Origin of the sequence: Sedimentibacter sp. MB35-C1 (assembly GCF_030913635.1) — a bacterium.
In the GTDB taxonomy this organism is placed as follows: domain Bacteria; phylum Bacillota; class Clostridia; order Tissierellales; family Sedimentibacteraceae; genus Sedimentibacter.
Genome location: NZ_CP133188.1, coordinates 2,486,586 through 2,501,267, shown reverse-complemented (window position 1 = coordinate 2,501,267; position 14,682 = coordinate 2,486,586). Strand labels below are relative to the sequence as shown.

14 protein-coding genes and 1 riboswitch are annotated in these 14,682 nt (G+C 36.5%); of the genes, 12 read left to right on the top strand and 2 right to left on the bottom strand.

Going from position 1 to position 14,682, the window contains the following annotated elements; all coding sequences use genetic code 11:
* The first annotated feature begins 5 nt into the window (after window positions 1–5).
* From RBQ61_RS11985 to RBQ61_RS11935, 11 genes are all read left to right on the top strand, one after another.
* A complete protein-coding gene (locus tag RBQ61_RS11985) occupies window positions 6–1,100 on the top strand; it encodes a PfkB family carbohydrate kinase (protein ID WP_308137545.1) in 1,095 nt (364 codons plus the stop codon).
* On the top strand, window positions 1,094–2,011 hold the full coding sequence (locus tag RBQ61_RS11980; protein WP_308137544.1) for a pseudouridine-5'-phosphate glycosidase: 918 nt from the start codon (window positions 1,094–1,096) through the stop codon (window positions 2,009–2,011). The genes RBQ61_RS11985 and RBQ61_RS11980 overlap by 7 nt, the downstream gene beginning before the upstream one ends.
* A 333-nt stretch (window positions 2,012–2,344) precedes the next feature.
* Complete coding sequence (locus RBQ61_RS11975) at window positions 2,345–2,908, top strand: RNA polymerase sigma factor (protein WP_308137543.1); 564 nt, start codon at window positions 2,345–2,347, stop codon at window positions 2,906–2,908.
* A complete protein-coding gene (locus RBQ61_RS11970; RefSeq protein ID WP_308137542.1) occupies window positions 2,895–3,383 on the top strand; it encodes a hypothetical protein in 489 nt (162 codons plus the stop codon). Before RBQ61_RS11975 ends, RBQ61_RS11970 begins: the two co-directional genes overlap by 14 nt.
* Window positions 3,376–4,155: a hypothetical protein gene (locus RBQ61_RS11965; protein ID WP_308137541.1), complete on the top strand. Its 780-nt coding sequence runs from the start codon at window positions 3,376–3,378 to the stop codon at window positions 4,153–4,155. Before RBQ61_RS11970 ends, RBQ61_RS11965 begins: the two co-directional genes overlap by 8 nt.
* The gene (locus RBQ61_RS11960; RefSeq protein ID WP_308137540.1) at window positions 4,148–5,026 is read left to right on the top strand and encodes a LiaI-LiaF-like domain-containing protein; all 879 of its coding nucleotides are present in this window, start codon (window positions 4,148–4,150) and stop codon (window positions 5,024–5,026) included. Before RBQ61_RS11965 ends, RBQ61_RS11960 begins: the two co-directional genes overlap by 8 nt.
* A gap of 103 nt (window positions 5,027–5,129) precedes the next feature.
* Window positions 5,130–5,759, top strand: a complete 630-nt coding sequence (locus RBQ61_RS11955) for a DNA-3-methyladenine glycosylase (RefSeq protein ID WP_308137539.1) — start codon at window positions 5,130–5,132, stop codon at window positions 5,757–5,759.
* A gap of 63 nt (window positions 5,760–5,822) precedes the next feature.
* Entirely contained in the window at window positions 5,823–6,278 is a 456-nt protein-coding gene (locus RBQ61_RS11950) for a methylated-DNA--[protein]-cysteine S-methyltransferase (RefSeq protein WP_308137538.1), read from the top strand.
* Window positions 6,279–6,598: 320 nt separating this feature from the next.
* Window positions 6,599–6,793 (top strand): hypothetical protein, encoded by a 195-nt coding sequence (locus RBQ61_RS11945; RefSeq protein WP_308137537.1) that lies wholly within the window; start codon window positions 6,599–6,601, stop codon window positions 6,791–6,793.
* 129 nt (window positions 6,794–6,922) lie between these two features.
* Window positions 6,923–11,275: a DNA polymerase III subunit alpha gene (gene polC / locus RBQ61_RS11940; RefSeq protein WP_308137536.1), complete on the top strand. Its 4,353-nt coding sequence runs from the start codon at window positions 6,923–6,925 to the stop codon at window positions 11,273–11,275.
* A 149-nt stretch (window positions 11,276–11,424) separates the two neighbouring features.
* Window positions 11,425–11,931 (top strand): hypothetical protein, encoded by a 507-nt coding sequence (locus RBQ61_RS11935; protein WP_308137535.1) that lies wholly within the window; start codon window positions 11,425–11,427, stop codon window positions 11,929–11,931.
* A gap of 139 nt (window positions 11,932–12,070) precedes the next feature.
* On the opposite strand, the gene RBQ61_RS11930 is transcribed toward RBQ61_RS11935, so the two are convergent.
* Window positions 12,071–12,850, bottom strand: coding sequence for a LysM peptidoglycan-binding domain-containing protein (locus RBQ61_RS11930; protein ID WP_308137534.1), 780 nt, complete (start codon window positions 12,848–12,850; stop codon window positions 12,071–12,073).
* Window positions 12,851–12,975, bottom strand: a riboswitch (cyclic di-AMP (ydaO/yuaA leader).
* A 187-nt stretch (window positions 12,976–13,162) separates the two neighbouring features.
* On the bottom strand, window positions 13,163–13,825 hold the full coding sequence (locus tag RBQ61_RS11925) for a DUF6143 family protein (protein WP_308137533.1): 663 nt from the start codon (window positions 13,823–13,825) through the stop codon (window positions 13,163–13,165).
* Between the two features lie 173 nt (window positions 13,826–13,998).
* Here RBQ61_RS11925 and RBQ61_RS11920 point away from each other — a divergent pair, with 173 nt between their 5' ends.
* Window positions 13,999–14,622, top strand: a complete 624-nt coding sequence (locus RBQ61_RS11920) for an FMN-binding protein (RefSeq protein WP_308137532.1) — start codon at window positions 13,999–14,001, stop codon at window positions 14,620–14,622.
* Window positions 14,623–14,682 lie beyond the last annotated feature (60 nt).

Below are 14,682 nucleotides of genomic sequence, written 5' to 3'. Positions count from 1 at the left end.
AATTAATGACTAACAGAGAACAGGAAATATTTGATTTAATAAAAAAAAATCCAATGATTTCTCAAAATGAAATAGGAGAATTACTTGGAATAACCAGATCATCTGTTGCGGTGCACATAACGAATCTTATTAAAAAGGGAAAAATACTTGGAAAGGGATACGTTGTAAAGGAAAATCCATATGTCACAGTAATCGGCGGTGTCAATATTGATATACATGGCATCCCTAAAAACAGGTTGATTCCTGCGGACTCAAATATAGGGATTGTTAAAATGTCACTTGGTGGAGTTGGCAGAAATATAGGTGAAAATCTTGTAAGACTAGGTATAGATACAAAGCTTATAAGTGTGCTGGGAGATGATATCTACGGAAGCAAAATACTTGAAGAATCAGCTGATATGGGGTTGGACATGAAAGACTGTCTCATCCTGAAGGGCGAAAGCACGTCTACCTATCTTGCAGTTCTTGATGAAACTCATGATATGTCTGTAGCCATATCCAGTATGGACATATATGAAAGAATGACAGTTGAATTTATTAAAGAAAAAAAACATGTCATTGATAATTCTGAACTTTGTGTTTTGGATACTAATGTTCCTCTGAATGTTATTGAATATCTTTTAAGCAACCATAGAAATACAGATTTTTTTCTAGATACAGTGTCTACTGCGAAGGCTAAAAAAGTTAAGAATTTATTGGGGAGTATTCATACTCTAAAGACAAACAGAATCGAAGCCGAAGCTGTGACGGGAATTGAAATTAACTGTGAAGACGGATTGAAAAGAAATTTCGAATACCTTTTAAGCAAAGGGATTAAAAGGGTTTTTATTACGTTTGGGAAAAAGGGCGTATTCTACAGTGACGGATCTGAGATGAAGCGTGTGGCTGCAAATCACATAAATCCTGTTAATACCACAGGAGCAGGTGATGCTTTTATGGCGGCATTAGTTTATTCTCATATTAATAATAAAAATATAAATGAAAGTGCAGCAATAGCTACAGCTGCATCAGTAATCGCACTTTCTCACGAGAACACCATAAACCCGAACATGTCTGTAGAAAGTATAAATTCAAAAGTGAAGGAGCTTAAATTATGTTAGAAAAATATTTGGAAATTAACCCTGAAGTGAAGGAAGCAATAGAAAAAGGAAAGCCTGTAGTAGCACTTGAATCAACGATTATATCCCATGGTATGCCTTATCCCAGAAATGTGGAAACAGCTTTGAATGTTGAAAAGATAATAAGGGACAAAAACGCAGTACCTGCAACTATTGCAATTTTAAACGGGAAACTAAAAGCAGGGCTTACAAAGGATGAAATTGAATATCTGGGTAAAGCAGAGAGTGTTATTAAAACGTCAAGGAGAGATATACCGTTTATTGTTTCAAAGAAGTTAGACGGTGCCACAACAGTTGCTTCTACTATGATTATTGCTGAGCTTGCAGGAATAAGGGTGTTTGCAACCGGAGGAATAGGTGGAGTTCACAGAGGCGCATCTGAAACATTTGACATTTCTGCAGATTTGGAAGAACTTGCTCGTACAAATGTTGCTGTTGTTTGTGCAGGTGCTAAGTCTATTCTTGATATTGGTTTGACATTGGAATACCTTGAGACACGCGGAGTGCCTGTTGCAGGGTACAGAACAACGGAAATGCCGGCTTTTTATACAAGTAAAAGCGGATTCAGTGTAGATTACAGAGTAGAAACCGCAGAGGAAATAGCACGTGCTTTAAAAGCTAAGTGGAAATTAGGCCTCAAAGGTGGAATGGTTATTGCAAATCCTATCGAAGAAGAATATCAAATGAATTATGATATAATTACCGATGCCATTGAAAATGCTCTTAAAGATGCTGAGAAGAGGGGCATAAGAGGTAAGGAATCTACACCGTTTCTCTTGGCGAAAGTAAAGGAAATAACCGGAGGAGAAAGTCTGGAGTCAAACATAAAACTAGTATACAACAATGCACGCCTGGGAGCAGATATTGCAGTTGAGCTTTCTAGGCTGTCTTAAAATAAAAAAATTTTTAAGTAAAATTCAAAGTCGCTGTGATGTGGAATAATAACAAATTTATATTTTCCTGTGATAGTAAGTCAGTACCGCAGTCAATCAAAAGCAAACATAAGAAAAGATAAATATGCTATATACAGAATTTGTTGAAGATGTTTACAGACATAAAGAGCAAGGGCGTTCCGAAATTCGGAGGCTTTGCTCTTTCTTATTTATAATCTGAAATTATTAGTTACTATTTTTTAATGTGATGTAGTTTTTATAATTTTTTTAAAAAATATGCAGTAGTTTATATTTGCATTACGTTATAATGAGTGTAGAGAAAGGAGGGGAGGTATGGAAAGTGAAAAACTGCTGATAAAAGAATCTATTCAAGGCAGCGATCAGGCTTTTGCAGAAATAGTCCATAATTACAAAAATTATGTTTTTGCTATTGTACTTAATTTTATAAAAGACTACGGAGAAGCAGAGAATGTTGCCCAGGAAGTGTTCCTGCAAATCTATACCGCTCTTCCTTCATATAGCAGCGAAAATTTTAAAGGATGGATTGGAAAAATAGCGGCAAACAAGTCAATTGACTGGATACGTAAAAAGAAATCAAAGTTTAATGAAAAGGTGATTGAGGATGCAGGAAATATAATTGACATGAAAGATATTCAATCAAAAGATAATCCGGAATCGTTTATAATTGACAATGAAAGAAAAGAACTGCTGATTAAAGCTTTGAGCAGTATACCGGAAATTTACAGAACTGCAGTGGAAAAATTTTATTTTGAGGAAAAGTCTTATGAAGAAATTGCTCTAGAAGAAAATGCACCTGTTAAAACCATAGCTTCGAGGCTGTATAGGGCAAAATTATTATTAAAAGAAAAATGGAGGGAAGAAAATGAAGCATTATGACTATATTGAATGGCTTTTGTACAAAAATAATATGCTGCCTGAAGGAAAAGCTAAAGAAATGGAACAGCATTTATACAGATGTGATACATGCATGGAAATTTTTCTGTCCCTTATTGATGAAAATGAAGAAAAACATGCTGCTGAGCTTATTCCTGATAATTTTGAAGCAGAGGTAATGAAAAGCCTGAAGAAGCCTGAGAATTTAAAACCAAAAATTAAAAATATAAAAAACCAATTTAATTATCAGTTTGTTTATTACGCTGCAGTGGCATCGGTAACGATAATATTAACTTTTACAGGTTTTTATACGAGACTTGTGGATGCAGTGCCAAAGCTTTCGGCTTCAGTGCAGACCGCAGGCGGTAAAAGCAACATTGTTGCTCAACTTTCTGACAGCATAGTCAGTACAACATCCGGCCTTATAGCCGGAATCGAAAATAATCACAGAAATAATGGAGGGATAAATAATGAATGATAAAAGCAAGCTAATAGCGTTTATATTATCGGTTATACCGGGACTGGCACATTTGTATATAGGGTTGAAGGAACGGGCAATAATATTTTTTACTTTGTTTGTTGTCGGAGTTACAGGAGGTATAGGGCTTTCAATATTGACATATGCGAATTTTTTTCTGCTGCTGACGGTTATAGGATATCTCGTTTTGTGGCTTATCTCTTTGATTGACATGTTCTCCGCATGGAAAAGTATCGAAATGAGGAAATTGTACAATGTTTCTAATAATTCTGCCGAGAGTCAATTTATTCCTAATAAAAAGCTTAATAAGAAAAGCATATCTCTTGCATTGGCTGTAATACCAGGAGCAGGCCACATGTACCTTGGGTATCAAAAAAAAGGTTTGATAATAATGGGAGCATTCTTCTTTTCCATATATTTTATGGGATGGCTGGGAATTTCTTTGTTGTTGTTTTTGCTTCCTCTCATATGGTTTTACAGTTTATTTGACACAATGCATATAGTTGATGATTCAATTGAGGAATCAGAGGATAAATTTTTGCATTTCCCTGATATAAGGCCTGAATGGAAAGGGATTACTCTCATAGCGATTGGGTTGATTATTATAGTTGAAAAAATACTTTACCCTTTAATGGATTATTATATTATCAGATATATACAGACCACAGTAGTATCTTTGATATTTATCATAGCCGGTATTTGCATGCTGGCTAAAGGCAGGAAAAATAACAGTAAAGAAGAGAACTCAAATGGGGAGAATGAAAATGATTAGAATTAAAAGAGTTGGGAATATTTCTATGGGATTGGTTCTGATAGCTTTTGGCGCGGCTTTGTTTATGTCGCAGTTCAGCAATTTTTCTGCTTTGAAGGCTGCCAGGCTAATGTGGCCTGCTATACTTATATTGCTGGGAGCGGAAATATTGTGGTGCAGGTATGCTTCCAAGGAAGAAGAATCCGTGATAAAGTATGATTTGTTCAGCATATTTATTGTTCTGATTATTTTGTTTGCAAATATGGCTTTGTATGCTGCTGAAGAAACGGGAGTGATGGACAGGATGCAACGCATGTTCCTAAGTGAATATTACAGCATGGATGTGATGCTTAACGAATATGTCACAGACGATAGTATAAACAAAATAATTATTGATGATACAAATAACATTGTTGTAAGAGCTTCCGATGATAACAAGATAAGCGGCATTTCAGATATTAGCATATATGCAGCAAGCAAGAAAGAAGCGGAAGAGCTGTCATCATCTGAGCACGTCAGTTATAGAAGAAATGGAGATACTTTATATATTTATCCTGTAAGCTGTACAGATAGCAGATATAATTATTCAAGTCATAATAATATTGAGATATTTATTCCTAAAAATATAGATGTGGAAGTTGTGAACTGTGGAAATTTGGATTTGATATATGAAAATTTCGGCAATGAATGGACGTTGGATTCAGTTAGAAATGTAAATATAAGGCTTGATAAGCCTTCAAATGTAAAGGTTAACGCGTTTGTTGAATCTACAGATGAACTACGAGGAAACGCAAGCTGGCTTCTTAAAGAATCCGGAAAATATGTAAATGGTGAAGGTTCAAATGCAATTAATATTCTGAACAGTGGAAATATAACGGTAAATGAAGTATAGTTGATATGGTTAATTTTAAATTAATATCCAAAAATTGAATATACAGAATTGAGAAGAAAATCATCTCGCATTATGATATAATTGTTGTGCTGGAGGTGATTTTTTGTATTTTGAATACGGAATCGCAGAAATAGAGCACCTGAAAAATCGTGACAAGCTTCTGGGAGAGGCAATTGATAAAATAGGACATATTGAGCGTTCGGTAGACACAGATATTTTTTCTTCGGTTGTATATCATATAATCGGGCAGCAGATTTCCACAAAGGCTCATGCCACAGTATGGCAGAGATTTGTTGACAGGATCGGTAATGTGAATGAAAATACTATGCATAGTATTGATATAAACGAGTTGCAAAAACTTGGGACAACTTTTAAAAAAGCCGGATATATAAAAGATTTTGCGGAAAAGGTAAGGAATAATGAATTTGATATAGACAAGCTGAAGGAGCTTTCGGATTCAGAGGTAATTAATAAATTGTCCAGCTTGAAGGGAATAGGGGTATGGACTGCAGAAATGATAATGATATTTAGCATGAGGCGGCCTGATATAGTGAGCTTCGGGGACCTTGCAATCCACAGGGGAATGAGAATGCTGTATCATCAGGAAAGCATAGACAGAAAAAAATTTGAGAAATATGCAAAGAGATACTCTCCGTTCGGTACTGTGGCAAGCCTTTATCTATGGGCAATAGCAGGTGGGGCCGTGCCTGAAATGAGAGATTATGCACCTTAAAATAACATGGCATTATAAGAAAAAGACAGGTGTCGCCTGCAGAATACAGAAGGGAGCAACAAAATGATAAAATATGCTTACTACGATTTTGAATTTGGTACACTTAAAATCGGTTACACAGATAATAAAATTGTTTATTTAAAAAGATGCAAACAAATTGACGGGAAAAATGAGAAATCGGCTCTTTCAGATGCGGTTTTTGAGCAGGTAATACAATATTTAGAAGGCAAACGTACAAGCTTTGATTTTGATTACGAGCTTTACGGAACAGAATTTCAAAAAAAGGTATGGGAGTCTCTTTGCAGAATACCGTATGGCGAAACACGTACATATAAACAGGTAGCTGAGGATGTAGGAAGTCCAAAAGCATGCCGTGCAGTAGGATTGGCAAATAACAGAAATCCTGTTACAATTGTTGTTCCGTGCCACAGGGTAATAGGTTCAGACGGAAGTTTGACTGGATATGCAGGTGGCATAGAAATGAAGCAAGCCTTGTTAGAAATTGAACAAAAAGTTTAAATACATAGCTTATGCTGCCAACATGACCCGCAGCTGCCTCAGGATTCTGTAATTATTAATAAATGCGCAGGCTGCGATAAAAGCTTCCGTTCTTTATATGACGGGATTAAAATCGTCTCTCTTTGGGAAGTGCTGGATGTATATAATTAAATATTAAATCGGTATATTGACTGCCATTAATGTTTTTGGAGCAGACGGTATTTTCGGTTACATATAAATGCTGTCTTGACTTTACAATATTAATTATTGATTTTGAAACCTACATAATGTAAAATAAAATTATATTAGAATTAAATGTCAACATTTATGAGGAAGGTTTTATGTACGGTAAAGTGACACTTATGCAGGCAATCAGAAGAAAATGTCTGGAATGCAGTAACGGGCAGTATAATGAAATCCGAGGTTGCTTAATTAAATCCTGTCCGCTGTATTCATTCAGAACAGGGGAAAGAAATTCAAAAAAAGAGGAAGTTACAGAGGAACAAATAACAATGGACTCGTTCATAGAAAAATAATCAAGGCCAGTTCTCGTCCGAGGACTTTTTTGATTATATCTGACGTTTTAATAGGATATGATATTTTTAAAATTATCGTATCAAATGAAAAAAGGTTAATAAGGTTTAAATTTTCAGAGAAGGATTGATATGAAAAAAATAAAGGAAGTTTTCAATGATTATAAAGCAGGTGACAATATTATTGATGCAGAAATTGAAGCTGTCATACTGAGTAAAAAAACAAAGTCATTGGAACTTAAAATAAAATCAGATAAACGCATAGATGCAAAAGAAATAAACCAACTGAATGAATTTATAAAAAGTAGATTTTGCTTGGATGATTCTTCAATAAATATAAATTATGCATGCAATATTGGCGGTAAATCCATACACGAAGAGTTGGGCAGTATAGTTAACATGCTTTCCAATGCTTATCCTGCATTGAAATCCTCACTCAAATGCTGTGATTACAAAATAGATGGTAATATCATAAGCTTTGAGTTCAATCTTGCCGTATCGGATATTCTTATTTCAAAAGGATACGACAAAACAGTAAGTGAATATATAAGAAAACACTTCGGTGAAGCATATCAAGTGAATTTTTCAGATAAGAAAAACTGTGAGGATTTCAGCAGGCAAAATGAGGATGCTCTTGCAAAAGAAATTCAGCTTATTCAGGATAAAATTCCGGAAGTACAAAAAAAGAAAATTGCTCCCGCGGGAATTTACAAGGAAGCAGCGGTCAGTAAAAAAGTTTTTTCGGAAGGTGAAAGCAAAAAAGCTAAGGATAAGTCCCTGATTCTTGGAAGAAATGCCAATATAAAAGATACTATTATTAAGATTACAGATATAACGCCCAATGAAGGTCGTGTATGCATACAGGGAGAAATTTCTAATATAGAGTCAAAAGAACTGAGAAGTGGAAAGTTTTTGATTTCTTTTGACCTCTATGACGGTACAAGCTCAATGACATGCAAATGCTTTTGTAAGCCTGGCGAAGATAAAGATGTTTTATCAAGACTTAAAGATGCAAAAGGCGTAAGGATAGCAGGAAATTCTGGATACAGTACATTTTCTGGGGAAGTTGAGCTGGTAGCAAATACAATTATCGAGACAGAAGGTACAAAGAGAGAAGAAAGAATGGACAACTCAAAATCTAAAAGAGTTGAGCTTCACATGCATACTCAGATGAGCCAGATGGATGCCATGACCGGTGCTACTGATTTAATTAAAAGGGCAATGAGTTGGGGAATGAAGTCTATTGCCATAACTGACCACGGAGTTGTTCAGTCATTTCCGGAAGCACATAAGCTTTTGGGAAGAGATAACAAGGATATGAAAGTGATATATGGTGTAGAGGCATATCTCGCACCTGATAAAAAGCCGTCGGTTACAGCTTCAAAAGGGCAGAGCATTGATTGCACATACTGCGTGCTTGATTTGGAAACGACTGGTTTTTCACCATTAACGGAAAAGATTACGGAAATAGGAATTGCTAAAATACAAGGTGGAAAGCTAATAGATGAATTTAGTTGCTTTGTAAATCCATGCAAGCCGATTCCTGCCAGGGTTACGGAAATTACCAATATAACAGATGATATGGTGAGAGATGCGGAAACAATTGATCTGGTATTTCCTAAGGTTTTGGATTTTATAGATGGATGTGTACTGGTTGCTCATAATGCAGAGTTTGATATTAATTTTTTGCGCCACAATGCTCAAGAACTGGGTCATGAATTTAATTTTACTTATATTGATACTTTATCGCTTGCAAAGGAGCTTTTTCCCAACTATAAGACATATAAGCTTGGGAGAATTGCCAAAAATCTAGGCATAAAGGTTGAAGTGGCTCACAGGGCACTTGATGATGTTTACACAACGGTCAAAATTTTTAATGTCATGGTAGATATGTTGAAACAACGTAATGTTGAAAAACTGGATGACATTGAAATATACGCTTCCGATGAGACGGCAATGAAGGAATCTTATAAGAAGCTTAACACATACCACGCCATAATACTGGCAAAGAATTATACCGGACTTAAAAATCTCTACAAACTAGTGTCCTATTCTCATTTGGATTATTTTTATAAAAAGCCAAGGATATTAAAAAGTATGTATAAAAAATATTCCGAAGGCTTGATTTTGGGCAGTGCCTGCAGCGAAGGAGAGTTGTATAAGGCAATTCTGCTTGGCAGGCCTGATTATGAAATTGAAAAAATTGCAGTAGAATATGATTATCTTGAGATACAGCCTCTTGGAAACAATGATTACCTTATCAGGCAGGAGCAGGTTCCAGATAAGGAATACCTGATGAACATAAACAGAAAAATAGTTCATCTTGGAGAAAAACTGAACAAGCCTGTTGTTGCCACCGGCGATGTTCATTTTCTTGATCCGGAGGACGAGATATACAGGCGAATCCTTGAAGCTGGACAGGGTTTCAAGGATGCTGACAGCCAGGCTCCGCTATACCTAAAAACAACGGAGGAAATGCTAAGGGAATTTAGTTATCTGGGAGAAGAAAAGGCATACGAGGTTGTAGTGACCAATACAAATAAAATTGCCAATATGTGTGATCAGATAAGCCCTATCTCTTCAGAAAAGGCTACACCGCATATTGACGGCTGTGAGCAGACTATTAAGGATATAGCATATGGTAGGGCTCATGAGTTATACGGTGATCCGCTGCCGGAAATCATTCAGAGCAGATTGGACAGAGAGCTGGAATCAATTATAAGCAACGGGTTTTCAGTAATGTATATCATTGCACAAAAGCTTGTGTGGAAATCCAACGAGGACGGTTACCTTGTAGGTTCAAGGGGATCGGTAGGTTCATCACTTGTTGCGTACATGACGGGTATTACGGAGGTTAACGCCCTTCCGCCACACTACAGATGCCCAAGCTGCAAGCATTCGGATTTTAATGATTATGGATGCCTCAACGGCTTTGACCTTCCTGACAAAGATTGCCCAGTGTGCGGAACAAAGCTAGAAAAGGATGGCATGGATATACCGTTTGAAACATTCTTGGGATTTAACGGAGATAAGGAACCTGATATAGACCTTAATTTTTCTGGTGAATATCAAGCGAAAGCACACAAGTATACCGAGGTTATTTTTGGAAAAGGTACAACCTTCAAAGCAGGTACCATAGGTACAATTGCTGAAAAAACAGCTTTCGGTTATGTTAAGAAATATTTTGAGGAAAAAGATGTTCATGTTAACAAGGCTGAAATAGCAAGAATTTCAAAAGGATGCACAGGCATAAAAAGAACCACCGGCCAGCATCCGGGAGGAATAATAGTTGTTCCTAAAGGAAGAGAAATTTTTGAGTTCTGCCCCGTTCAGCACCCTGCCGATGATTCAGATTCTGATATTATAACGACACACTTTGATTATCACTCCATAGATCAGAACCTGTTAAAGCTCGACATACTTGGCCATGATGATCCTACCGTAATAAGGATGCTTCAGGACATAACTGGAATAGATCCGAGAAAAATTCCAATGGATGACAAGGAAACCATGTCGCTGTTTTCCTCCACTGAGGCTTTGGGAGTGACTCCAAAGCAGATAAGATCGGAGGTTGGTACTTTCGGAGTTCCGGAATTCGGTACAAGGTTTGTAAGAGGAATGCTCTTAGATACAAAACCTAAAGCTTTTTATGATTTGCTTTGTATATCAGGTTTGTCCCATGGAACTGACGTTTGGGTTGGAAATGCTAAGGATTTGATAGATCAGGGAACCGTTAAGTCTATAGGCGAAGCTGTTTGTACAAGGGATGATATTATGGTATATCTTATAAAGAAGGGGCTTCCTCCAAATATATCTTTTAAAATAATGGAAACTGTCCGAAAGGGAAAATCTTTAAAAGATCCAAAATGGAATGAATATGAGGAGCTTATGCGAGAGCACGAAGTGCCTGAATGGTATATTGAATCATGCAAAAAGATAAAATACATGTTTCCTAAGGCTCATGCCGCTGCATATGTAATGATGGCATTTAGAATTGCATGGTTTAAAGTTCATATACCTGAGGCATACTATGCAGCTTATTTTACGATAAGGGCTAAGGCTTTTGACGCGGAATTCATGATTAACGGCAAAGAAATGCTAAAGGAAAAAATGAAAAGCATTGAAGAGCAGGGGAACGAAGCGGCCAACAGAGATAAAGATATGTATGATGATATGGAGCTGGTTCTTGAAATGTATGAGAGAGGATTGAGGTTTCTTCCAATAGATTTATACAAATCGCATTCAACTAAATTTTTGGTTGAAGAGGAAGGAATACGACCGCCGTTCAACAGCATATCAGGAATGGGCACTGTTGCTGCGGAAGGTATATACGGTGCTGTGCACAATGATGAACCGTTAAAATCAATAGATGATTTAAGAAAACGTGCAAAAATAGGAAAATCTGCCATTGATTTGTTAAGGAAATTTAATTGTCTCACAGGACTGCCTGAAAGCGATCAGCTTAGTTTTTTTGATTTAATATAATATGATTAGGAGCCGCCGGTATAACAACCGGCGGTTTTTTAAAACTATGACTATCAAATAAATAATTGTCACTATATGCAGTTCCTCAAACCGTGAAATATGCATAATATATACTATAATATTTTCTGCGAGGTAAAGGAGCGGATATAGTGAGGAACTACAATAACAAGAACTATATGTTTTATAAATATAAAAAGCCGATATTTAGCTATAGCTATCCATGTGTGGAATATAATATACAGAATGTAAATGAAGTATTTGTCAACACAGAAATCGGGTTTCTTGAATTAAGTATTTTCACGAATAATTGGAACACACCGGTTAAAAATGCGCAAATTACTTTCTATGTAAAGAATGGGGAAGCAGCAGTTCCAATTAAATCCATTATATATGAGTCAGAGCCGATTTTAGTGGAACTTCCGGTTGCTCATATATCGGGAGAATTGATACAAGGCCCGGAATATTTTTTTACACCATATGACATGATGATAGAAAAAGAAGATTATAATAGTATAAATGTATTAAATATACGTATTTTTCCAGGTATAAGAACTCAATTCAATTATAATCTCAACCCTGTTAAGCCAGAAGAACCGTATAAACAGGAAACAATCGCAATTCCTCCTCATCCGAGGGATTTAATTTTGGATAGATAATATCATAAATTATAAAAAGCAGATTTTGCGAGAGACTGAATGATACTGCATCTTTGATTGTGCGGATACATTGAAAGCGCACAGCAATAGGAAAAAATAAAAATGTTCACACTTCAGCAGTGCGAACATTTTATTAAAATTAGTATGCAAAAACCATGTCACCGTAGGTTACTGAAACAGGTTTTGATAAAATCCATTGGTTTGTTGTTGAAGTATCGTAATAAAACAGCGCACCATTGGTGTTGTCAACTCCGCTTAAAGCTTCTTTTGCTGCCTTAAAGCACTCTTCATTTGCAGCTCTGCTGATCCATCCGTTTGCAACCGGAGAAAACTGGTAGTAACCGTTTATTTTTTGATTAATAACTTCACTTATGGTGGGAGCAAATAACCCGCTGTTAATTCTGTTCATTACAACTGCACCGACTGCAACTTTCGCTTCATAGGGCTGACTTTCAGTTTCAGCCATTATCAATCTTGCAAGCAAGTCCAATTCTTCGGCAGTGTAAGAATCTTCATTTTCTGAAGCAGTTTCGTACTGTGTCTGTTCAGCCTGTTGTAATGGTATCTCTAATACTTGTCCCGAATATATGTAATTTGAGTAAATGTTATTTGCTTTTCGTAAGTCAATTAACGAGATATCATATTTTTGAGATATGCTGTAAAGAGTATCTCCTTTTTGTACTGTATGTTTTGCATTTAAAATATCAAGATGCTGGCCTATGTAGAGTTCATATCCTGCAAGATTGTTTGAAACCATTAAATTTGCAACCGTGGTTCCAAATAATTTACTTATTTTGTACAATGAGTCTCCGCTTGCAACGCTGTATGTTTCAGCATGAGCTTCCGCGGGCATACTTACTGACAGACTGATTGCAATACCGGTTGTTAATAGAAATGTTCGAATACTTTTTTTATTCATTTTTATCCTCCTTATGTCTTCCGGGTTAGTTGACGGATTAGGGCTGAGGTACCCTGCCCTGTAAGAGCTTCACCCCGATAAGTAGTCCCCGGTACTCTTCTTTAGAGATTCGACTATGTAAAGTGTAATGAATATTTAACAAAGAATCAATGGAAAGTCCTTGAAGTGTAGGGGATATCAAACAACCAAAGAAATTACTTCATAAAAATATTAAATTAAAAAAGATGAAAAGCATTCAAATAAAAGCACCGGCGTGGTGTTTCACTTCTGACCGGTGTTTTTTAATAAGTATTAATTTTTTCTTAACAGCATTTAGTTTGAAATGGGCTCTTCCCACCATCCGAATGCAACTTTTCCGATTGCAGGAATTGTAGGAGTTGCTGGGTTGGAAAGAAACACCAAAAATGATCCGCCCGGAGGAAAAATAAATTTGCCTTCTTCTTCTGAATTTATGGTTGTTCCTGCTTCTGCCACTCTTCCGTAAGCCCGTATCCCTCCTGAAGGAAAGCCTCTCACACCAACCGCATATTCAACTTTAACGTGTGGTTCCGGCGGCGGCTGTATGGTCATATTCGTAGGAGTTACAGAAGATGATTCTTGAATTATTCCCGGAGGATCGCTGTTGAAATAAATCTGAACCCTGTATCGTGATGACGTTATATCACTTGCCGTCCATACATTTACAAATAAATTTACGCCGGAGTTCGGAGGATTATACAGCCTTGCCCACGCGTTTGTTGCATTACCGAATTCCAAATCTTCTGTCATGCCTGTAAAATACTTTCCTTCAATAGACTTTGCAAGACTGACGGGTATAGAAATGGAATAGTTTAGAGGCAAAGTAATTGCAGATGACTGGAATTCACTTGATGATACCGTGCCACCGGCATTGATCTCAGAAAGATTCGGGAAGGTACTATTATCATAGAAATATGCAGGGCGCCAAGGTTTTTGCATATTAAAAATATTATCCATACTATTTTACCTACCTTTATTGTTTTTATATTATATGTAGCTTATTAATGTATTGTTAATTTGTACGCTTTGAGCCACCCTCATTTCTTTACAATGGGAAAGATTAGATTGTTTACATTTTTTTAAAAAACTGATATAATGAAATTTGTTTGATAATGAATTAGGAGGAAGAAATGAAAAAAGGGTTAATTTTTGCAGTAGTGCTAGTATTATTGTCATGCGCAATATTATTTGTTGGAAATGGAATGACAGGGAACACAGAGACTGCTGCCGGAGGTGAAGCTATACTGACAGGAACAGCAGAGGGATTTGGCGGTGAAGTCAGCGTAACTTTAACAATGAACGGAGATAAAATTGTGGATGTGGCGATAGCAGGAGACAGCGAAACTCAGGGTATAGGTTCAAACGCAATTGAACAGCTTCCGGAAAAAATAGTTGAAGCAAACTCAGCGGAAGTTGAAGCAGTTTCTGGAGCTACGGTTACAAGCAATGCAATAATAGAGGCTGTAAACAATGCTTTAGCAAGTAACACTTCAGCTGGTGGAGCAACATTGACAGGAACAGCAGAAGGATTTGGCGGTGAAGTCAGCGTAACTTTAACAATGGATGGAGATAAAATTGTGGATGTTGCGATAACAGGAGACAGCGAAACTCAGGGTATAGGTTCAAACGCAATTGAACAGCTTCCGGAAAAAATAGTTGAAGCAAACTCAGCAGAAGTTGAAGCTGTTTCAGGAGCCACAGTTACAAGCAATGCAATAATAGAAGCAGTAAACAATGCTTTAGCGTCTAAATAATATAATAAATATTTAGAATAAACTATAATAATTATAATAATAAAAAATGAGAACAACTTA